General features: G+C 64.4%; 21 protein-coding genes. 10 read left to right on the plus strand and 11 right to left on the minus strand.

Annotation, left to right across the window (positions count from 1 at the left end):
• The first annotated feature begins 9 nt into the window (after positions 1–9).
• The 3 genes from NOF55_RS02375 to NOF55_RS02385 all read left to right on the plus strand — a co-directional run bounded on the left by NOF55_RS02375 (position 10) and on the right by NOF55_RS02385 (position 2,106).
• Positions 10–738: a GntR family transcriptional regulator gene (locus tag NOF55_RS02375; protein ID WP_306409704.1), complete on the plus strand. Its 729-nt coding sequence runs from the start codon at positions 10–12 to the stop codon at positions 736–738.
• A gap of 187 nt (positions 739–925) precedes the next feature.
• Positions 926–1,828: a DnaJ C-terminal domain-containing protein gene (locus NOF55_RS02380; RefSeq protein WP_306409705.1), complete on the plus strand. Its 903-nt coding sequence runs from the start codon at positions 926–928 to the stop codon at positions 1,826–1,828.
• 2 nt (positions 1,829–1,830) lie between these two features.
• On the plus strand, positions 1,831–2,106 hold the full coding sequence (locus tag NOF55_RS02385) for a chaperone modulator CbpM (RefSeq protein WP_370868921.1): 276 nt from the start codon (positions 1,831–1,833) through the stop codon (positions 2,104–2,106).
• A 54-nt stretch (positions 2,107–2,160) separates the two neighbouring features.
• Here NOF55_RS02385 and NOF55_RS02390 read toward each other — a convergent pair whose 3' ends face one another.
• The 11 genes from NOF55_RS02390 to NOF55_RS02440 all read right to left on the minus strand — a co-directional run bounded on the left by NOF55_RS02390 (position 2,161) and on the right by NOF55_RS02440 (position 12,067).
• Entirely contained in the window at positions 2,161–3,174 is a 1,014-nt protein-coding gene (locus NOF55_RS02390) for an NAD/NADP octopine/nopaline dehydrogenase family protein (protein ID WP_306409707.1), read from the minus strand.
• A 17-nt stretch (positions 3,175–3,191) separates the two neighbouring features.
• A complete protein-coding gene (locus tag NOF55_RS02395) occupies positions 3,192–3,884 on the minus strand; it encodes an FGGY-family carbohydrate kinase (RefSeq protein WP_370868876.1) in 693 nt (230 codons plus the stop codon).
• 109 nt (positions 3,885–3,993) lie between these two features.
• Positions 3,994–4,668: a TetR/AcrR family transcriptional regulator gene (locus NOF55_RS02400; protein WP_306409708.1), complete on the minus strand. Its 675-nt coding sequence runs from the start codon at positions 4,666–4,668 to the stop codon at positions 3,994–3,996.
• A 112-nt stretch (positions 4,669–4,780) separates the two neighbouring features.
• The gene (locus NOF55_RS02405) at positions 4,781–5,290 is read right to left on the minus strand and encodes a GAF domain-containing protein (protein WP_306409709.1); all 510 of its coding nucleotides are present in this window, start codon (positions 5,288–5,290) and stop codon (positions 4,781–4,783) included.
• A 73-nt stretch (positions 5,291–5,363) separates the two neighbouring features.
• On the minus strand, positions 5,364–6,287 hold the full coding sequence (locus tag NOF55_RS02410; RefSeq protein WP_306409710.1) for a branched-chain amino acid ABC transporter permease: 924 nt from the start codon (positions 6,285–6,287) through the stop codon (positions 5,364–5,366).
• Between the two features lies 1 nt (position 6,288).
• Complete coding sequence (locus tag NOF55_RS02415) at positions 6,289–7,149, minus strand: branched-chain amino acid ABC transporter permease (protein ID WP_306409711.1); 861 nt, start codon at positions 7,147–7,149, stop codon at positions 6,289–6,291.
• 14 nt (positions 7,150–7,163) lie between these two features.
• A complete protein-coding gene (locus tag NOF55_RS02420) occupies positions 7,164–8,351 on the minus strand; it encodes an ABC transporter substrate-binding protein (protein WP_306409712.1) in 1,188 nt (395 codons plus the stop codon).
• Positions 8,352–8,397: 46 nt separating this feature from the next.
• Positions 8,398–9,105, minus strand: a complete 708-nt coding sequence (locus NOF55_RS02425) for an ABC transporter ATP-binding protein (RefSeq protein ID WP_306409713.1) — start codon at positions 9,103–9,105, stop codon at positions 8,398–8,400.
• A complete protein-coding gene (locus NOF55_RS02430) occupies positions 9,102–9,857 on the minus strand; it encodes an ABC transporter ATP-binding protein (RefSeq protein WP_306409714.1) in 756 nt (251 codons plus the stop codon). Before NOF55_RS02430 ends, NOF55_RS02425 begins: the two co-directional genes overlap by 4 nt.
• A gap of 102 nt (positions 9,858–9,959) precedes the next feature.
• Positions 9,960–11,201: a metal-dependent hydrolase family protein gene (locus tag NOF55_RS02435; protein ID WP_306409715.1), complete on the minus strand. Its 1,242-nt coding sequence runs from the start codon at positions 11,199–11,201 to the stop codon at positions 9,960–9,962.
• 215 nt (positions 11,202–11,416) lie between these two features.
• The gene (locus tag NOF55_RS02440; RefSeq protein WP_306409716.1) at positions 11,417–12,067 is read right to left on the minus strand and encodes a GntR family transcriptional regulator; all 651 of its coding nucleotides are present in this window, start codon (positions 12,065–12,067) and stop codon (positions 11,417–11,419) included.
• A 154-nt stretch (positions 12,068–12,221) separates the two neighbouring features.
• Between NOF55_RS02440 and NOF55_RS02445 the strand changes: the two genes are divergently transcribed.
• From NOF55_RS02445 to hydA, 7 genes are all read left to right on the plus strand, one after another.
• Positions 12,222–12,869, plus strand: coding sequence for a GntR family transcriptional regulator (locus NOF55_RS02445; protein ID WP_306409717.1), 648 nt, complete (start codon positions 12,222–12,224; stop codon positions 12,867–12,869).
• A 280-nt stretch (positions 12,870–13,149) separates the two neighbouring features.
• Entirely contained in the window at positions 13,150–13,977 is an 828-nt protein-coding gene (locus tag NOF55_RS02450; RefSeq protein WP_306409718.1) for an ABC transporter substrate-binding protein, read from the plus strand.
• Positions 13,978–14,105: 128 nt separating this feature from the next.
• Positions 14,106–14,798 carry an amino acid ABC transporter permease gene (locus NOF55_RS02455; RefSeq protein ID WP_306409719.1) on the plus strand — a complete coding sequence of 231 codons (693 nt, stop codon included), beginning with the start codon at positions 14,106–14,108 and terminating at the stop codon, positions 14,796–14,798.
• A 20-nt stretch (positions 14,799–14,818) separates the two neighbouring features.
• A complete protein-coding gene (locus NOF55_RS02460) occupies positions 14,819–15,709 on the plus strand; it encodes a dihydrodipicolinate synthase family protein (RefSeq protein WP_306409720.1) in 891 nt (296 codons plus the stop codon).
• 18 nt (positions 15,710–15,727) lie between these two features.
• Complete coding sequence (locus NOF55_RS02465; RefSeq protein WP_306409721.1) at positions 15,728–18,616, plus strand: FAD-dependent oxidoreductase; 2,889 nt, start codon at positions 15,728–15,730, stop codon at positions 18,614–18,616.
• Between the two features lie 7 nt (positions 18,617–18,623).
• Positions 18,624–19,352, plus strand: a complete 729-nt coding sequence (locus tag NOF55_RS02470; protein WP_306409722.1) for an amino acid ABC transporter ATP-binding protein — start codon at positions 18,624–18,626, stop codon at positions 19,350–19,352.
• A gap of 12 nt (positions 19,353–19,364) precedes the next feature.
• On the plus strand, positions 19,365–20,783 hold the full coding sequence (gene hydA, locus NOF55_RS02475) for a dihydropyrimidinase (protein ID WP_306409724.1): 1,419 nt from the start codon (positions 19,365–19,367) through the stop codon (positions 20,781–20,783).
• The last annotated feature ends 51 nt before the right edge of the window (positions 20,784–20,834 follow it).

Genomic DNA, 20,834 nt, shown 5'->3' on the forward strand with positions numbered 1-20,834 from the left:
GGCAAGCGTATGGCGAAGAGGGTTCGCGACGGCAGCAAGGTCTTCAGCAGCATCCGGGATTCGATCCTGCGGCTCGAATTGCGTCCGGGTGCGGTGATCGATGAGGCCGAGCTTGCCACGAGGCTCGATGTTTCCAGAACGCCGGTACGCGAAGCCATCATCCAGTTGATTTCCGATGGCCTCGTCATCAGGGACGGGCGCACGGCCAGGATTGCGCCGCTCGATTTCGACGAGGTGCCGAAACTCTACGATGCGCTGCTCGTATCGAGCCGGATGGTCCACAGGCTCGCCGCCCAGAACCGGACCGAAAAGGATCTGCGCAAGATCAAGGCGACGATGATCGCCTTCGAGGAAGGGATCAAGACCGGAGACGGGCTGTCGCGCTCCGAACTCAACGTCGATTTCCATCTGGCGATCTCGGCGGCGGCCCATAACAGCTACTTCGAGGATTTCTACGAAGGCGTTCTCTTCGCGACGATCCGGCTGGCCAGAGCCTGTTTTTCGGGTGATGAGCCGTCCGAATTCGCACCAGCCTATCCCGACGAGGACATTGCCGCGCATCTGGCGGAAACAGCGCGGCATCACAGGCTGATGTATGAAACGATTCTCAAGCACGACGTCGAAGGATCGGACCGGATGGCTGTCCTGCACGAAAATCTTTCCAAGGCCAGACTGCAAAGAAAGCTCTTTTCCACGTCCGAAGCATTGACGCCCGAAGTGTCCCTCGCTCCCGCCTGACTGCCGTTTTCCAAGGCCTGCCCTGCTTCGGCGTCCGCGATCTGCCGGGTTGCGGCGTTTCGCGTCGATTCCGCCCATGATCGGCGCACTTCCGTGCGGCTTGTCCCATCCTGCGAATAGGAGTTTAAATGGTCGGAAGAACCGTCAAACGGAAAATGGGTAACTTAGGCTAAGTCCGGAGTAAGACGTGAAAAATCCTTATGAGGTCCTTGGTGTCAGTCCGACCGCCTCGGCGGCGGAGATTCAGTCCGCCTATCGCAAGCTGGCAAAAAAGCTGCATCCCGATCTGAACCCGGGTGACAAGGCTGCCGAAGAGAAGTTCAAGGAGGTCGCGTCGGCTTACGATCTGCTCGGGGACGCCGAAAAGCGGAAGCGTTTTGACAGTGGCGAGATCGACGAGTCGGGAGCGGAGCGGCCGCAACATCACTATTACCGGGACTACGCGCATTCGGATGGCGGGCATTCCTATACGGATACGTCGGGATTCGCAGACTTCATGGATTCCGACGATGCCTTCGCCGAGCTTCTGAGACGCAGCCAGCGCAGCCGTGCCAACCGGCGCGGCGAGGACCTGCACTACACGCTGTCCATATCCTTCGTGGAATCGATCACCGGCGCGACCAAGCGCCTGACCCTTCCCGGGGGCGATACGCTGGATGTCACCATTCCGGCCGGCCTCGTCGACGGGCAGGTGCTTCGCCTCAAGGGCAAGGGCGCGCCGGGCGCCGGCAAGGGCGGCCCCGGCGATGCGCTCATCCAGGTCGAGGTGCTTCCGGATCCCCGTTTCGATCGTGACGGCGACGACATCTCGCTCGAATTGCCCATTTCGCTCACCGAGGCGGTGCTTGGCGGCAAGATACGTGTCCCGACGCCCACCGGCGATGTCTCGATGGCGGTGCCGAAGGGCTCGAACACCGGCACGACGCTGCGCCTGCGCGGCAAAGGGGCCCCGCGGCGAGGAGGCGGGCATGGCGACGAGTTCGTCAGGCTCAAGGTCGTTCTGCCGAAGCAGCACGATCCCGAGCTGGAAGCCTTCGTTTCGAACTGGACGGCCGGAAAAGACTTCAATCCACGCGAGGACAGGTCATGATCATCACCAAGAAGGAGTTCCTGACGCGGTCGGGTTTGCAGGGCCACACGCTCGAATTCTGGATCGAGCAGCAATGGGTCATCCCCGAAGAGACGGAGTCCGGACTGTTCTTTTCGGATGCCGACGTCGCCCGGGCCTATCTCATCCGCGATCTCACCGAACGGCTCGGCGCGAACGAGGCGGGAGTGGATGTCATCCTGCACCTGCTCGACCAGCTTCACGGCCTGCGCCGCGCCCTGGAGCAGTTGCAGACGGATATGAAGGAAAAGGACGTCTGATTCTTCCAGCCGTCAGGCGACCGACGTCTCCCATAGGCCGTGATCGCCCTCGCTTCAGGGCAGGGGCGTCATCGTCGGCTTCCGCCGGAAGTCGACACCGTAGAGTGCGGAGAAGATGTCGATGCCGGCGGAAATCAGGGGTGTCCGTACGCCTTGTCTGCGTCCGAGCGCCTCCAGCGGCACGAGCCCGTAGGGAACGTCTTCCAGCACATAGCGGGTGGACAGGCTGGCCGGGCCGAGAGGGCTGAGACCGCGTTCGACGATGGTTTTCGAAATCTCCGGGACGGTCCCGCCGGACATGCCGTTCCATTCGGCGAAATAGCTGTATGTGGAACGGGTCTCGACGCCGATGCTGGCGGCGATTGCCTGGCGTTCGGCGTCGAGCGCATCGATCAGTTTTCCGGCATGCTCCGTATAGCCGGCATAGGTCAGCCAGCTTTCGCCCTTTTCCATGCGGGTGAAATTGCAGAGCGCGTTCGCATAATGGGCTATGGGATTGATGTTGTTGAGATCGGCGCCCGCCAGCGGCGTGAGCGACGAGAGCGCGGTGGCCGGCAGAAGAGGCTGGAGAACCCGTCGCAGACCTTGCGCATGCGGCCCTGCCGAAAACACCTCCAGCGTTTCCTTGATCCGCGACACCAGCACCTCGCAAGGGCCGGTCATCCGCGCATTGACCGGCGGCACCGGCGTCGCCCCGATCGGGACGTCGATGCCGCGCCCTTTCAGCCTCTCCGCCAGAAGCGAGGTCGCGAAGGCGAGCGCGCCGCTCACCAGAACGCATTGGCCGTTGCCGAGATGCGCGTCGAGCGCATCGACGGCGGCCAAATGGCCCTCGACCTGCTGGGCGATGACGGCCAGTTCCGCGCCTTCGAGCGCGGTGTGCGGATCGAGGAATTCGATCTGCCATTGGCCGCTGACGCAGCCGCTTCCTTTCAGGACAGGCCGATCGGAAAAGCGGGCTCGGCCACGGCCGGACAAGGAGACGATAACGGCCTGGTGGCCCTGCGAAAGCCAGTAGGCGGCAAGACTGAGACCGACGGCGCCGGCTCCGAAAATCGCGATACGCATATGCTCCTCCTGCGGGGTCAGCGGCGCCAGCCGTGTGACAGGGCCAGGGCTTCGCGAAAACGGCGACGATCGGCTGCGGAAATCGCATTGCCCGGATCGTATTCCCGCGGATTGCCGAGTTTTGTGCGGATATCGAGACCGCAAAGCTCCGCCAGCCCGATGGCGGTCAGTTCGTGCATCGGCGGCACGAGGATTTTCCGGCCGCAGGCCGAGGCGATCATTCCGGCGAAAGCGCCGCTTTGCGACAGGCCGCCATCGATGGAGATCGGGTCGTGGGATGGAGCGGCTTTGCCCGCCTCGTCGATCAGGATCGCCGTCAGCATGGCGATGCCTTCCAGTACGGCCCGCACGAGATCCTGCTTGCCGGTCGCATGGTCCATGCCGATGAAGAGCGGCGCGGCCGTCCTGTCCCAGAAGGGTGCGGCAAGCCCGGACAGGGCAGGGACGAAGACGATGCCGCGGCTTGCGGCGCTCGGGCCTTCGAAACCGTCCAGCGCGGCTGCGTCCTGAAAGAGACCGAGGCGCCGGGCCCACTCGATGGCGGCCCCGGCGTCATAGACGCCGCCTTCGATCGCCAGAACCGTCCGGTCTTGTGCGCGGCTTCGACGGCGGGAACGTTGCGCAGAAGCCAGCCGAGCTTGCTTGCGGAGAAATAGGGATCGAGCGTCAAGCCGGAGATTTCGCGCGACCGCGCTTCGGCGTGCGGGCATCCTGCCAGACGATGACCGGCGAAAGGGGCGTGCCGGTCAGCGCATCCCAGGAGAGACAGCTTTCGCCCTGGTTGGCGACGGCGATGGCATCGACCGCACCGGCCGCCTGTCAGGAGTTCAGGTTGCTGGCCACCGACAGCATTCGTTTCCATTCCTCCAGAAGCTGCTTCTGGGTGTCCTTGGTGGAATCGGAACTGAAGCTGTTGTGGAGGGCGATGCCGCGCATGACGCAGAGGTTCAGTTGAATGAAACGGCTCGTCTTCGGGTCGCTCAGCGGCGAACCGAGCAATTTCGCCAGCAGCCTGTCGCGGTGCGAGGCCCAGCGCACCATGATTTCGCGGATGCCGTTGCCGAGTTCGTCGTCGTTTCGCGAGGCGAGCATGATTTCCAGCGACGCGATATAGTTGCCGGCCTGGAACAGCTTCTCCCAGAGCAGATCCGTGATGTCGGTCACGGCCATGCGGCGGATATCGTTTTCGTTGGCCGCGACCCAGTCCTCTTCCCACGAGGAGATCAGATATTCGAACGCGGCGATGATCAGCGCATTCCGGCTCGGAAACTGGTGGGTCAACGCACCGCGGGATACATTGGCGCGCGAGGCGACATCTTCCGTCGAGAAACGTCCGTAACCCACCTCGTTCATTGCATCCAGGGCGGCCTGGCAGAGTTTCTTCCGGGTCTCTTCCGACCGCTCCGCCTGTGTCCGCCTTCTGGCCGGTGTGACCCTGCGCTTTCTCGTCATCGGGCTCCGTTTCGTTCTCATTTCGCCGCCACGGTCCGCCATCCGTATCCGCTCGTCTTTCGAAAGCTGATACTAGACGATACCGGTATGGGGAATAGGCTTTCACGAAAAATCAAGGCGTCGCGCCGAATGACCGCACCGGCCGAGAGCCGCTTCACGCGGGCCTGAACGTCGCGGCAACGACCGGCGCGACGATGCCGGCAAGCATCTTCAGATAACCGGAGTCCGCCGCGGTGAAACGGCCTTCGTCATGCGAAATGTTGACGGAGCCGATCACGCTGCCGTTCCAGATCAGCGGAACGTTAATCATGCCTCCGATGCCGAGGTCGAAAATCGTCGCGAAATCCGTGAAGTTGTTGCGGATGTCGTCCCGGTTCCTCGATATCAGCACCTCGCCCCGGTCGAGAACCGTCTCGCCCCAGACGGTGTCCTGCTTCTTCTTGCGCCCCAGCAGGGGATAGGCGTCGAGATTGCTGGAATGAAGCCGCTCGATTTCCATGTCCTTCTCGATGAAGCGGAACAATGTGAAGAGCTTGTGCCCGTAGCGCTGCGCGACGATTTCATCGAGCGCCCGATACGCGCCGGCCGGATCGAGCGGGCCGGTGGTGACGGACACGAGGCGAGCGATATCGTCGAGGGTGGGTTTCCTGTCATGCATGAACATATACTGCCTTTTCTGATCTGCCCGATGGCGGAAACGGCCGGAATCGCCGCCGCCAGCGATGAATGCTCGCCGTCTATCGGGACGGGGTCGCGCCGGGCCGGACAATGAGATGGTCGTGCGCTTCCGGAACGAGGCCTTTCAGCCGGAACCGGAGAACGATGAGCAGCGTGGCGCTCAGGAAGAGTTCGCGCAGCGCAGCGCCCTGGGGCGGCGTGATGTAGGGAATGAAGGGAACGAGGAAACGGGTTCCCTCGAGGATGAGGATGATCACCGCCGCGCCGACCACCGCGCCGCGGTTGTTGCCCACGCCCCCGGCCAGCAGCGAGAGCTTCACGTAAAGGGTCATCAGGGGCACGAACAGCTCTGGCGAGATGAAGGAGGTGTAGTGGGCGTAGAGCCCGCCGGCCAGGCCGACGATGCCGCTGCCGATCGCAAAGGCCGTCACCTTGAAGAGCCGGGCGTTCTTGCCGGCAACCCCCACGACGACGTCGTCGTCGCGAATGGCGTGGAGAACCCGGCCGAAGGGCGAGTAGAGGATGCGCTGGCACAGGACGTAAAGCGCCAGCACGACGGCGGCGACGATCGCCAGGTAGATCAGGTTGAACTGGAGCGTCGTCACCTCTGAGCGGAACGGGCGGGGAATGCCCGAAATGCCGTCGGTCCCGTTCGTCAGCCAGATCTCGTTCGAGGCGACGATCCTGATCGCCTCGGCGAAGCCAAGCGTGACGATGGCAAGATAATGATCTTTCAGCCGGCTGCTGACCAGCGAGAGAAACGCCCCGGCGGCGGCGGCGGCGAGCGCGCCGGCCAGCATGCCGACGCCGATCGGAAGGCCGAGGGACTTGGTGAGAAGCGCGCTCGTATAGGCGCCCACGGCGGCCGAGCCCACCAGGCCGAGATTGACCAGCCCCGCCATGCCCCACATCACGTTGAGACCGAGCGCCATCACCGCGTAAATTCCGGCGACGACCGTCATGCTGACAAGATAGATTTCCATTTCAGGCTGCCTCCCGCCCGAGAATGCCTTGCGGACGGATCGTCAGGATGACGATGATGGCCAGGAAGGCGATCGACGATTTGTAACTTGCCGGCAGCGCCAGCAGGGAAAGCTCTTCCGCGATGCCGACCACCATCGCGCCGGCGACGGCGCCGGGAATGCTGCCGAGCCCGCCGACCACCGCGGCGGCGAAAATCGGCAGCATCGCCCGGAAGCCCGTCAGCGGATCGATGGAGGAATCGAGGCCGATCAGCATGCCGCCCAGCCCGGCGAGCCCCATCCCCATGAAGGAGACCATGCGCGCCACCGTTTTCGCGTTGATGCCCTTGATATCGGCGAGTTGCGGGTTGTCCGCCACGGCGCGCATCGCCTTTCCCATCCGGGTGAAGGAGAGAAAGCCGAAGACGAGCCCCATGACGACGACCGAGACGGCGATGTTCTGGAGTTGCTGGGGGCCGACATGGATACCCCAGAACACCAGGTCCCGCGCCAGCGGCAGGTCGTAGCCGCGCAGGTCGCTTCCGAAGAAAAGCCGGACGAGGTTCTCCAACCCGATCGTCAGCGCCAGAGAGCCGATGGCCGTGGTGATGAAGCCTGCGGAACGGAAGGGCTTCAGCACGAACTCGTCCGTAAGCAGCCCGACGACCCCGCCGGCGAGCAAGGCGACGGCCAGGGAGGGCAGGACCGGCAGGCCGAACGCGGTGTTTGCGACCCACCCCGCGAAGGCGCCCACGGTGGCATGCGAGGCGATCGCGAAGTTGGGAAAACGCAGGACGGCATACATTGCGCTCAGCCCGATGGCCGGTATGGCGAGAATGCTTCCCGCCATGATGCCGTTGACGAGCAGTTGGAGAACGTTCATCTCGGCGTCCCCGTTCAGACGATCTTGATCAGTTCGATCTTGCCGTCCTTCGCTTCGCTGTAACGGAAGCGGCAATCGATGATGTCACCCTTTTCGTTGAAGTCGCACGCGCCGCTGGCGCCGTCGTAGTTCACGTCCTTGCCCTCGCGCAGCAGCTTCAGGCCCTCGACGGCGGACGGCACCTTGACGCCCTCGCCTTGCGAGATCAGGCGCACGGTGTCGCGAATGTCGGTGCCGCTCGCGCTCTTCGCCTTCTCGATGGCCAGCAGGGCGAGGCTTATCCAGTCCGTCGCCTGTGCCTCGTAGGAATCGGGAGACGCGGCGCCGAGCCGTTCCTGCACCAGCGTATAGGCCTGGCTGTCCACGTCGCTGGAAGGCTGCACGGCGATCAGGCCGTCCGTCACCTCGGCGGGAATGCCTTCCGCGACCTGGGCCGTATAGGCGTAGGACTGGGTGAACCTCGCGCCCTCATAGCCGGCGCGGTAGAGGTCCTTGAGCAAGACGGTCAGGTCCGGCGAGTAGCTGTTGAGATAGATCAGGTCGGGCTGCGCCGCGATCGCGCTGTCGATTTCCGAGCGATAGCTCGTCTTGGACGGTTCATAGACGAGGCCGCCGACCAGCGACGCCCCGTTGGCGGCAAGGACGGTCTCCAGATTGTCCTTCATCGACAGGGCGAACGGCGTCTGCACGGCGACGTAGAAGATTTTCTTCGCACCGGTGGACGCGATGTACTCGGCATGTTTCGTCGCCTGCAGGGTCGTCGTCGGCTGGGTGCGGAAGATGTAGCCCTGATGCGGAAGCTGGGTGATGGAATCCGCCCCCGAAACGGTCATCAGGCACGTCCTGCTTTCCCAGCACACGGGCGCCACCGCGGAGGTGACGGCGGAAGCCCAGGTTCCCATGATGACCGGAACGCCGTCGACGCCCACGAGCTTCTGGGCGGCGCGCACGGCGGCTTCCGGGTTGGTCTGGTCGTCCTCGATGATCAGTTCGATCTGGCGGCCGAGCACGCCTCCGGCCTTGTTGACCTCGTCGGCGACGGCCTGCATGGCCTGGACCATACGGGGGCCGTCCTGGGCGCCGGCGCCCGTCAGCGGTGTCAGGACGCCCAGCTTGACGGGCGTCTCCGCCCGGAGAAGGCCGGGTGCGCAGAGCCCGCCGGCAACGAGGGCGGTGGCGGAAAGAAATTCTCTTCTGTTCATCGTGGTTCCCCTTTTTTTCGAACAGGTCTGCTGGATCTATGCGGTATCAGCCTCCAAGGAACATGCGGTTGATGTCCTTGTTGGCCAGAAGCTCGACGGACGGGCCGTCCACGTTGTTCCTGCCGTCCACGAGAATGTAGGTCCTGTCGGAGATGGCCATCGCATCGCGCGCGTTCTGCTCGACGAGCGCGATGGCCTTGCCGACATCCCGGAGCCTGATGATTTCCTGAAACAGTTCGTCGGCCGCCGTGGGAGAAAGCCCGGCCGTCGGCTCGTCGAGCAGGACGAGGCCGGGATCGACCATCAGCGCCATGCCGACCGCCAGCAGTTGCCGCTGTCCGCCGGACAGCGTCTTGGCGAGCTGGCCGCGCTTGCGCCTGAGGATCGGGAAATGCGTCATGACCTCTTCCGCCCGCTCGCGGAACTGGCGGGGATTGATGTAGCCGCCCATTTCCAGATTCTCGTAGACGGTCATGTTGCCGAAGACGTTGTGTTCCTGGGGCACGAAAGCGATGCCGTGGCGGGAGATGTCATGCGGCCTGAGGCCGCCGATCGGCGTGTCGGCGAAGACGATCCGCCCCTCGGATGGGTGCAGCAAGCCGGCAATGGTTTTCAGCAGCGTGGACTTCCCGGCGCCGTTGGGACCGACGATGCAGACGATCTCGCGCGGTTCGACCCGGAAATTCAGGCCCTTCAGGATCTGGTCGCCGGGGGTGTATCCGGCAACGAGATTCTCGACGGTCAATACGGTCATCGGCGCGTTCCCATGTAGGCGTTCTGCACTTCGATATTGCCGGCCACGAAATCGAACGTGCCCTCGATCATCCGCTTTCCGTCGGCCATGACGATGACGTGCTGGCAAAGCCTCGCGATGAGATCCATCTGATGCTCGATGAGAACGATGGTGATGCCGGCCTCGGCAATGGAGATCAGCCGGTCGCCGATCTCCCTGACGAGCGATGGATTGACGCCGGCCATTGGCTCGTCGAGCAGCAGCATGTCCGGATCACGCATCAGGGCGCGGCCGATTTCGAGCAGTTTTTTCTGGCCGCCGGAAAGGTCGGAGGCCTTGTTGTCGAGAACATGGGCGAGTTTCAGCCGTCCGGCGATGGTGAGCGCCTTTTCGATCAGCTCCTCTTCCCGGCGGATGCTCGCCCGGCTGCGGACAAGGGCCTGAAGCAATCCTTCCCCGGGCTGGTCGGCGCCGTAGAGCAGGAGGTTTTCAAGAACGGTCAATCTCGGAAAACCGCGGGCAAGCTGAAACGTGCGGACCAGCCCGCGCCCGGAAATCTGGTCGGATCTCAGGCCGTCGATGCGTTCGCCCATGAAGCGGATTTCGCCGCTGGAAATCGGCAGGATGCCCGAAATGCAATTGAAAAGTGTCGTCTTGCCGGCGCCGTTCGGCCCGATCACGCCTGTAATGCCGCCCTTGCCGATCGTCATGTCGACGCCGGAAAGGGCGTGAACGCCTGCGAATTGCCGGGTCACGCCGCTGATTTCAAGCATATCCACCTCATCCGGACACATGACAAGGCGGCCGGTTCGCCTTGTTCAGACTCTTGCAGACGGTCGTGGGCATCCTTCGAGAGGAAGGAGCGCCCTATCCGTTCATTCCGCCCGGGCCGCGAGCGTGTTCTTGTAGAAACGGCCGCCGCGGACGATTGCCGCAAGCCCCTCGTCGTGACGCTCCAGAAGGGTGATGTCTTCCAGCGGATTGCCGTTCACCACGATGAAATCCGCATAGGCGCCTTCGGCGATGACGCCGATCTGCTCTTCCATCCGGCACAGTTGCGCCGAAACGCGCGTCGCCGAATGGAGGATTTCGGCCACGGGCAGGACTTTCGCCCGGATCGAGAACTCCATCGACTGATACTTGTGCAATTGCCCCAGCAGGTCGGAACCGAACGCCATCGGCAGGCCGGCTTCGCGCATGATGCGCAGGGATTCGAGACCCGCCTTGCGAACGACGTCGATCTTCGCCTGGGAATCCGCGCTCAGGCCGAAGGCAGCGCCTTCGAGGGCGAGCCCCTCATAGGCGACGAGCGTGGGGCAGGCGATGGCGCCCCTTTCGGCGGCGATGCGCGCCGTTTCCGGCTGGATCAGATTGCAGTGCTCCAGCGATTTCACGCCGCATTCCACCGCCCGGCGGATGGAGGCGTCGGAATAGGTGTGGGCGGAAACGTAAAGCCCGTAATTTTCCGCTTCCTCGACGATGGCGCGGATTTCCTCGACGGAATATTGCAGGACATGGATCGGGTCGTTCGGCGAGGAGACGCCGCCATTGGCCATGATCTTGATGAAATCGGCCCCGCCCTTGATCTCCTCCCTTGCGGCGCGGCGCACCGCGTCCACACCGTCGGCGATGCGCCCGAGGCTGCCGAGCGAGGCTTCGTGCAGCGGGCGCCTGTCGTTGCGGCCGCGATAGTCGCAATGGCCGACGGTCTGGCTCAGCGCCTTGCCGCAGATGACCATCCGCGGGCCGTCGATCAACCCTTCCTCGACGGCAAGCTTCAGTCCCAGATCCGCACCGGCCAGATCCCGGATGGTGGTGAAGCCGCGCATCAGCATGTCGTGCATGATCGAGCGGACGCGCAGGGCGATCAGCGAGGAGGGCAGTTCCGCATTCTTTGCAAGGTCCACGAGCGTGGCGATGACATGCACATGCGCATCGACCAGTCCGGGCATCAGCGTGCGTCCGCCCAGATCGATACGCTCGACGCCAGCCTCGCGGATTTCTTGCCCGGAAACCCTGACGATGCGGTCTCCCTCGACCTGAACCTCGACCCCGTCCAGCAGCGTCCCGTTATCCACGTCGTAAACGGTGCCGCCAAAAAATACGTAACTGCGCATGGCTTTCTCCAACCAGATATCGAAGCAAGCTACAAACGATCATGACTGTTTGTAAATATCAAAAACGATGTGCTCTGCACAATTTCCATACGAGGCAGGAAAGTGCCTATAAAATGCACAAGCCGCACGCGGATTGGCGAGAAGATGGTGTTGAACTGGCCGCCTTGCCGTAGCATGGTCGGGTCGACGCGCGCGCCGGCCTGGAGCGCCGTCCCTCAGTCCGGAACGTGCAGGTGGCGCCGGGCAAAGGCGATGAGGCTCTCGATATGCGAGGCGACCGAGCGTCTCACCGCATCGGCGTCCTTCCTTTGCAGGGAGTCCACGATGACCAGATGTTCGGTCGAATCCGGTGTCAGGCGGTCCTTGAGGTTGCCGATCTCGAACAGGCGCGTCGTGGAACGCAGGCCGCGCAGCACCTCGGCCATCACATCGTTGCCGCAGTAGTCGATGATCAGATTGTGCAGATGGTCGTCCGAAAACCAGTGGGCATCGGTATGATAGGCCGTGGCTCCCATCAGGTCGTCGATTTCGCGGCGCACCTCGACGAGCTTGCGGCCGGGAATGCTGTCCATCGCCTGGACGGCGGCCTCCGGCTCGATGAGGGCGCGCAGTTTCAGGCTCTGGATATATTCGCCGATATCGACCTGCCGCACGACGTAGTTGCGGCCGTCTCCCTTGTGGACGAGCCCTTCGCCCTCCAGCCGTTGCAACGCCTCTCGCAGCGGGGTTCGGGAAACGCCGAGCGTTTCGGCCAGCCGCGCCTCGACGATGACGTGCCCGCCGCGCAACCGCCGATGGCGGATCATGTCCGAAACCGCAGTATAGGCGAGCGCCGCCAGTTTGTGGCCTGCCTTGTCGGATGTCATGGGGGCGGGTCGTTTTTCGGCGTGCGTCACGATGTCAAAAGTCCTGTTGCGTTCGAGGCGGATGTGTCGGTTTGTGGGGCGGGGAGGCTTTCCCCGTCCTATAGCATGGTTCATAGCTTTCAGGACGGTGAATCGGCCCGGAGGCGAGGGAGACATGGACGGTGATAGCGTGGCCACCACGGAAGGCAGCCTGGCGGACGAGACCTACCGGACGCTTCTGGACGACATTCTGGCGGCGCGTCTTTCCGGTGGGGCGGTGGTGCAGGAGCGGCGCCTTGCCATGCGGCTCGGTGTTTCGCGCTCTCCCATGCGCGATGCGCTCGGCCGGCTCGAAGGGCAGGGGCTGCTGGTGCGCAACAGCAAGGGCGTGCTGACGGTCCGGGTCATAACCCTCAAGGATTATCTCAACAGTCTCGCCATGCGCCTGCTGATCGAACCGGCGGCCGCTGCCGCTGCCTGCGCGACGATCGATCCCGCCCGGGTGGAGGCGCTGGCGGCGATGCTCGACGCCATCGATGCCGATCCCGATCCCGACCCGGCGGTCGTCTGGCGTTTCGACGATGCACTGCATGACGGCATAGGAGAGGCGAGCGGCAATCCCTTCATGGCGGAAACGATCACGCAGATGCGCCGCTATACGACCATCTTCGAGCGCCAGCGCAAGCTTGGCCGGCGCAAGCCCGGCCTTGCCGACCATCGCGCCATCCTCGAAGCCCTTTCCGCGCGTGACGCCGAAGGGGGGCGCCATGCGATGGCCGTGCATCTGGAACGGGTGCGCGAGGGCGTTCTCAGCACATACTAGGCCGTGTCCGCCTTTCTCCGAATCGTGAAAAAGGTTCGCGCTTTCGGTTTCGCGCCCTTCCGGACGCAAAACCGCTTCACACTTTTGCTGGAATGGCTGCGGGCGCATTTTTTCTGACCGTTCCGCCTTCGCTCTTTTCCGCATCCTTCCGTGAAAAAGAGGGCTTGCGGAATGACGTTCTGATGTGTATGAAATTGGTATACCAATTGAATGCGAACATGGCAAGCATTCAACGGTTCGTGCAAGAGAAAATAGAAACCTACCCCAGAGGCTCTTCCCCATGTCTGTTCGTATCGCTGCCTTGACGGCCCTGGCCGTGTTCCAGCTTTCCTCCGTCGCATTTGCGCAAAACTGCACTCCGAAAGTCGCCGATTCCGAACTCGTCAAGCCCGGCACGCTGGTGATGTCGACCAATCCGACCCTGCCGCCGCTTCAGTTCGTCGCTTCCAGCGGCGAGCTTCAGGGCATGCGCGTCGAGCTGGGCAAGGAGATCGCCAGTCGCCTGTGCCTGACGCCGGAATATATCCGCATCGAATTCTCCGCCATGATTCCCGGCCTTCAGGCGGGCCGCTGGGACATGATCAACACCGGCATTTTCCTGACGCCCGAGCGCGAGGCCATGATGCAGATGATCCCCTACGAGGATCAGGCGATCAGCGTTTCCGTCGCTCCCGACAGCACGAAGGAATTCGCCTCTCAGGACGATCTGGCCGGCCTTCGCGTCGGCGTCGAGATCGGCGGTTTCGAGGAGAACAAGACCCGCGCGCTCGACGCGGAACTGCGCGCCGCCGGCAAGGAGGGTCTGACGATCCAGACCTTCGACAATTTCGCGCTGGCCTTCCAGGCGTTGCGCGCCGGTCAGGTCGAGGGCGTGGTCTCCATCGACGCCGTGGCCAAGGAATACGATACGCGCGGCGACTTCAAGCGGGCCGTCCACGGGCTTTATCCGGCGCCCGTCGCCGTCGCCTTCAAGAGCCCCGTGCTCGCGGATGCGGTCTCGGGCGTCCTCAGGGAAATGAAGGCGGACGGCTCGCTCGGCAAGCTCTTCGATACCTACGGCCTGCCGATGGTGCAGGGCGATTACGCCGTCAAGGGCCCGAACCGCTAACCGTATCTTCCCTTCGCGTCCTGCGGGCGCCGGCCGGGTCCGGCGCCCCTGTCTCCCCGTTTTGACGCAATCCCGCGGGCAAGGCCGTTTTCACGCCTGTGCCGGGATTGCTCTGGAAAGGCCCCGTCATGTCGTTCTGGAACTGGTCAGGTTTCTTCGAATACCTGTTCAATCCTTTCATTCTCGGAGGTGTCGCCACCACCATATGGCTGACATGCGTCTCTCTGGTCTGCGGGCTGATCCTCGGCTTCTTTCTGGCGCTGATGCGCCGGTCGAACGTCGCGGCGGTGCGCGGCAGTGCGAAATTCTACATCTGGCTGTTCCGCGGCACGCCGCTGCTCGTGCAGCTGATCGTCATCTATACGGCCCTGCCGCAGGTCGGCATCCGCTTCTCGGTCGTGCAGGCCGCGCTGATCGGCCTGGCGCTCAACGAGGCGGCCTATCTGGCCGAAATCATCCGCGCCGGCATCGAGGCCGTGCCGGAAGGGCAATCGCGTGCCGCGCGGGCGCTCGGCATGACGGAGCGGCAGATCATGCGCCATATCGTCATGCCGCAGGCCTTCAAGGTCATCATCCCGCCGCTCGGCAACTCGGTGAACGGCCTGCTCAAGACGACCTCCGTCACATCGGTCATCTCGATGGAAGAGCTTCTGCGCCGCACGCAGGTTCTGATCCAGGAGCGCTTCATGGTGCTGGAACTCTTCGCGGTCGCGGCCATCTACTACCTTCTTCTGACCACTGCGTGGGACTTTATCCAGCGGCGGATCGAAAGCCGTTTCGGGCAGGCGTCGGCCAACGTCCGCATCGGTGAAAAGCGTTGAATTTGATAAGGAAAGCGATAATGGCAAAGAAATTTCGCGGTGTCTTCACGGTCATGATCACGCCGCTCGACGCAAACGGCGCCGTCGACCTCAAGGCGCTCGCCGCCTTCACCGACTGGCAGATCCGCGAGGGCATCCACGGCCTGATCCCGCTCGGCTCGACCGGTGAGTTCCTGTCGCTTTCGCAGGAGGACCGTGACGGCGTGGCCCGCACCGTGATCGAGACGGCGGCAGGCCGCGTGCCCGTGCTGATCGGCACCGGCGCCGAGGACACCCGTGAGGCGGTTCGCCTCAGCCGCCAGGCCGAAGCGATGGGCGCCGACGGCGTCATGGTCATTCCGCCGTTCTATTCCACCCCGACCGACGACGAACTGGTCGAGCACTACCGCCAGATTGCGGCGGCCATCTCGATCCCGGTCATGGTCTACAACAATCCGGCGACCGCCAATGTCGACCTGAAGCCGGAGCTTCTCGCCCGCATCGCCGAAATCGACGGCTGCGATTACGTCAAGGAATCGACGCTCGAAATCACCCGCGTTCGCGACATCGTTCGCCTCGCGGGGAAGAACATGACGGTCTTCGGCGGCATTCTCGGCTTCGAATCCTTCGTCATGGGCGCCGAGGGCTGGGTCGCCGTCGCCTCGAACGTGGCGCCGGGCGTCATGTCGCGGATGTTCACGCTGGCCGCCGACGAGAAGAAATACGACGAGGCGCGCGCGCTGTACCTCGAATGGCTGCCGGTCATTCAGGCGGTCGGCGGGCAGGCCTATGTCGCCGGCTCGAAGTCGCTGCTCACGCATATGGGCTTCCAAGCCGGTGCGCCCTTGCCGCCGCGCCTGCCCCTGCCGGCCGCGCAGGATGCGGCGATGAAGGCGCTGGTCGAGCGTTTCGGCCTTCGCTTCAGCGTCTGAGCCGGAAGAGTATCGATCATGGCCGCTTCCGCGATGTCCGACCGCAAGCTGACCCTGTTCATCGACGGCGCCGAACGGCGCGTCGATGCGGGCGTCAGCATTGCCGCCGCGATGGCGCAGGAGGGCCGGAACGGCTTTTCCGCCGATGTGGCGGACAGGCCGCGCGGCGTTTTCTGCGGCATGGGCGTCTGTCACGACTGCATGGTGACGGTGAACGGGCGCACCAGCCAGCGGGCATGCATGACGCCGGTTTCCGAAGGCATGCGGATCGAGCGCCAGATGCCGCGGCCGGACATAATGGATGAAGGGCTTGCCGATCTCTGCGCGGTGCCCGCCGAACTGCCGCGCCGGACGATGGATCTGCTGGTCATCGGCGCCGGGCCGGGCGGGCTGTCAGCGGCGGTGGCCGCAGCCGCGGCGGGCGCTTCCGTCGTGGTCGTCGACGAGCGGCACACCGCCGGCGGACAGTTCTACAAGCAGGCGAATACCGCAGCGGCCGCCTCGGCACTCGCACGCGACAGGCAGGCACAGGACGGCGCGGCGCTGATCGAAAAGGCTCGACGGCTCGATGTCGCCCTGCTGGCCGGCATCACCGTCTGGGGGGCGGCATTGCAGGAAGACGGCCTGCCGCTGGTCGCCTGTCATGGCCCGGACGGTGCGTTTTACTGCGCCCCGCGGATGCTGGTGATCGCGACCGGCGCCTTCGAGCGCCCGGCGGCCGTTCCCGGCTGGACGCTGCCCGGCGTCATGACCGCCGGCGCGGCGCAGACCCTTCTGCGCAGTTATGCCACGCTTCCTGGCAAACGCATCGTGATCGCCGGCAACGGCCCTTTGAACATTCAGGTCGCCAGTGAAATCCTGAAGGCCGGCGGCGGGATCACCGCGCTTGCGGAGAGAGCGGCTTCCCCCTGGAGTAATCCCGCCGCCGCCCTTGCCGTCCTGCGCCGGGACCCGGCTCTCGCCTTCAAGGGCATGCGCGAACTCGGCAGGCTCGAAAAGGCGGCGGTTCGCGTCCTGTGGAAAACCGGCGTCGTCGCGATCGAGGGCGAGGGGCGTGTCGAGCGCGTCACGCTGGCATCGCCCGCGGGGCTGGAAACGGTCGAGGCCGACACCGTGCTGCTCGGCGGCGATTTCACGTCCTCGAACGAGCTTTCGCGCCTGTTCGGCTGTGCCCACGCTGTGGGGCCGGACGGCACCTTGCGGGCATCGTGCGGGGAGGACGGTCAAAGCTCGCTCGCTTCGGTCCACATCGTCGGCGAGGCCGTGCGTTTCGGCGGCGCCCATGTCGCGATGGCCGAGGGCCGGCTGGCCGGTCTGGCGATCGCTGCGAAACTCGGCCTGAAATCGACGCCTGACGGCAAGGCCGAGCGGCGTCTCGCCCGCGCGAAAGCCTTTCAGGCATCGCTGTGGACGATGTTCCGCCCGGCGGCGGAATCCCCTGACGCGCCGGACGAGACGCTGGCCTGCCGGTGCGAAAGCGTCACGCTCGGCAGGCTGCGCGCGCTTTCGCGGCAGGGGCCGCCGGACATCGCCACGCTCAAGCGCCTGACCCGCGCCGGCATGGGCCGGTGCCAGAGCCGCTATTGCGGACGCACCCTGACGGCTCTGAGCGGCGCGCCCGTTTCCCAGACCCAGGGCCTGCTTGCCCCGCAGATGCCGCTGAAGCCGGTGCCGCTTGCAGCGCTCGCCGTCGAAAAGCCCGAATGGGGCGGCCACAGGCGCGCGCTTCTGCCGGAGCGTCCGCCGCTGCCGCATCCGGAGCCGCTGCCGGTGAAGGATGTGGCGACGCTCGTTATCGGCGCGGGCATCGCCGGCCTGTCGACCGCGATGTTTCTGGCGGAAGCGGGCGAAGAGGTCGTCGTGCTGGAGCGCGCCTTTCCCGGCGGCCTCGCCTCGGGCGGCAATGCCGGCAGCCTGCATGCGCAACTGCTTTCCTTCGATCACGGCGCCCGGGCCGAGGGCGGCGGTGGGCCGGCTGCCCGCACGCTTTCGCTGCAACGCGATTCCATCGACCTCTGGCAAAGCCTCGAAAAACGCCTCGGGGCCGATTTCGAGATGAAGATCACCGGCGGCCTCATGGTGGCCGAAACGGAGGCGCACCTTCGCTTTCTCGAAGAGAAGACCGCCGTGGAGCGCGCTTCGGGGGTGGAGTGTCACGTCATCGGCCGCGACGAGTTGCACCGGCTCGAACCGGCTCTGTCGCCGGCCATGATCGGAGCCGCCTATTGCCCGCAGGAGGGCAAGATCAACCCGCTCGCCGCCACGCGCCATGTTCTGGACGCGGCGGTGAAGGCCGGCGCACGGATTTTCGACCGGACGGAAGTGCTGTCGATCGCGGCCGAGGATGGACGCTTCGTCGTTGAAACGTCGCGCGGCAGGCTGACGGCGGCGCGGATCGTGAATGCGGCGGGCGCCTTTTCCGCGCGCATCGGGGCCATGCTCGGCCTTGACGTGCCGGTTTTCGGCGCGCCGCTCCAGATGGTCGTGACCGAGGCAGCGGCGCCGGCGATTTCCCATCTCGTCGCCCATGCCGACCGCCACCTGACGCTGAAGCAGGCCGCCAACGGCAATTTCCTGATCGGTGGCGGCTGGACGGCCGGCCTCGATCCCGTTCACAGCCATCCGCGCCCGCTGTTTTCCAGCATCGAGGGCAATCTGTGGGTCGCCCAGCATGTGGTGCCGGGCCTGCGCAAGCTGCACGTCATCCGCAGCTGGGCGGCCATGAACATCAATATCGACGGGGCGCCCATCCTTGGCGAGCACCCGGCCATGCCGGGCTTCTTCAACGCCGTCACGTCCAACGGCTACACACTCGGGCCGATTGTCGGCCGGATCACGGCCTGCCTCGTGGCGGGCCGCGATCCCGGGCGGGACCTGTCGGCATTTTCCATTTCCCGTTTCAAGTGAGGCGATCATGATCGAGATCACCGGCGTTTCCAAATATTATGGCGAGTTCGAGGTTCTGAAGAACTGCTCGACCCGGGTCGAGAAAGGCGAGGTCGTGGTGGTCTGCGGCCCCTCGGGCTCGGGCAAGTCGACGCTCATCAAATGCGTGAACGCGCTCGAACCCTTCCAGAAGGGATCGATCCGCGTCGACGGCATCGAGGTCGGCGATCCCGGCACCGACCTGCCGGACCTGCGCTCGCGCGTCGGCATGGTGTTCCAGAACTTCGAGCTGTTCCCGCACCTGACCATCGAGACCAACATCATGCTGGCGCAGCGCATCGTGCTGGGCCGCAGCGAGGACGCGGCCCGCAAGAAGGCGATGGAACTGCTCGACCGGGTCGGCCTTTCGGCCCAGGCGCTGAAATACCCCTCGCAGCTTTCCGGCGGCCAGCAGCAGCGCGTCGCCATCGCCCGGGCGCTGGCGATGAACCCGATGGCGATGCTGTTCGACGAACCGACCTCGGCGCTCGATCCGGAAATGATCTCCGAAGTGCTGGACGTGATGAGCGCCCTTGCCCGCGACGGCATGACGATGATGGTCGTCACCCACGAGATGGGCTTCGCCCGCCGTGTCGCCAACCGGGTGATCTTCATCGACCGGGGCGAGATCGTCGAGGACCGCCCCACCGAGGAATTCTTCACGGATCGCCGCAACCCGCGCACCGAAGCCTTCCTCTCCAAGATCCTGCAACACTGAAAGGACGAAGCCATGCGCCCGCTCGACCTCATCATCCGCAACGGCACGGTTGCCACCGCCTCTGACGTGTTTCGCGCCGATATCGGCATCGCCGGCGGCCGGATCGTCGAGATCGCCGAGCGTATCGAGGGCGATGCTGCGGTCGTCGACGCGACGGGCAAATATGTCCTGCCCGGCGGTATCGACAGCCATGTGCATGTGTCCCAGCCCTCCGGCGAGGGGATCGTCATGGCCGACGATTTCGAAAGCGGCACGCGCTCGGCGCTCTATGGCGGCAACACCACCGTCATGCCCTTCTGCCTTCAGGAGAAGGGAAAGTCGCTGCGCGAGGCGCTGAAGGCGTATCACGCGCTGGCCGAGGGCAACTGCTACACCGATATCAGCTTTCACCTGATCGTCAACGATCCGACCGAAGCCGTTCTCGGCCAGGAATTGCCCGCGCTGGTCAGGGACGGCTATGCCTCGCTCAAGGTCTTCATGACCTATGAGGATCTGCGCCTCAGCGATGCCGAGATCCTGAAGACGCTGGATGTGGCGCGCGAAACGGGCGCGACGGTCATGGTGCATTGCGAGAACGAGGATGCCATCCGCTTCCTGATCGAAAAGCACGAGGCGGCCGGCGACGTCGCCCCGCGCGCCCATGCCTCCACCCGTCCCGCTGCCGTCGAGCGCGAGGCGACGCACCGGGCCCTGACGCTGGCCGAAATCGTCGATGTCCCGGTCGTCATCGTTCACGTCTCCAACGGCCAGTCGATGGAGGAGATCGCCCGCGCCCGCAGCCGCGGCATCGAGGTGATCGGTGAAACATGCCCGCAATATCTGGTCCTGACGGCGGACGATCTGTCCGGCATGGACTGGGAGGGCGCCAAATTCGTCTGCTCGCCGCCGCCGCGCGACAAGGCTGCCCAGCAGGATTGCTGGCGCGGCATCGAGACCGGCGTTTTCGACCTGTTTTCCTCCGACCATTGCCCGTTCCGCTACGACGACGAGCGCGGCAAGCTGAACCCGAAAGGCCGCAGGAGCTTCCGCCATATCCCGAACGGCATTCCCGGCGTGGAGACGCGCATGCCGATCCTGTTTTCCGAGGGCGTGATGAAAGGGCGGATCGACCTGCCGCGCTTCGTGGCGCTGACCGCCACCAACCACGCCAGAACCTACGGCCTTTATCCGCAGAAGGGCACGATCGCCATCGGCGCGGACGCAGACCTTGCCATCTGGGACCCGCAGGCCAAACGCACCATCCGCCATGCGGACCTGCATGACGGCGCCGATTATTCGCCCTATGAAGGGCTGGAGATCACCGGCTGGCCGACGACCGTCATTCTCGGGGGCCGCGTGATGATCTGCGACGGCGAACTCATCGGCCGCAAGGGAGACGGCGCCTATCGCCCGGCCGCGGCCCGTACCACGGCATTTCCAGCAAAAGCGTGAAGCGGTCTCGTGTCCGCAAATGCTCTACTGTCCAATCCCCCTCATGGAGAA

The organism is Ectorhizobium quercum (assembly GCF_026552795.1).
Classification (GTDB): domain Bacteria; phylum Pseudomonadota; class Alphaproteobacteria; order Rhizobiales; family Rhizobiaceae; genus Ectorhizobium; species Ectorhizobium quercum.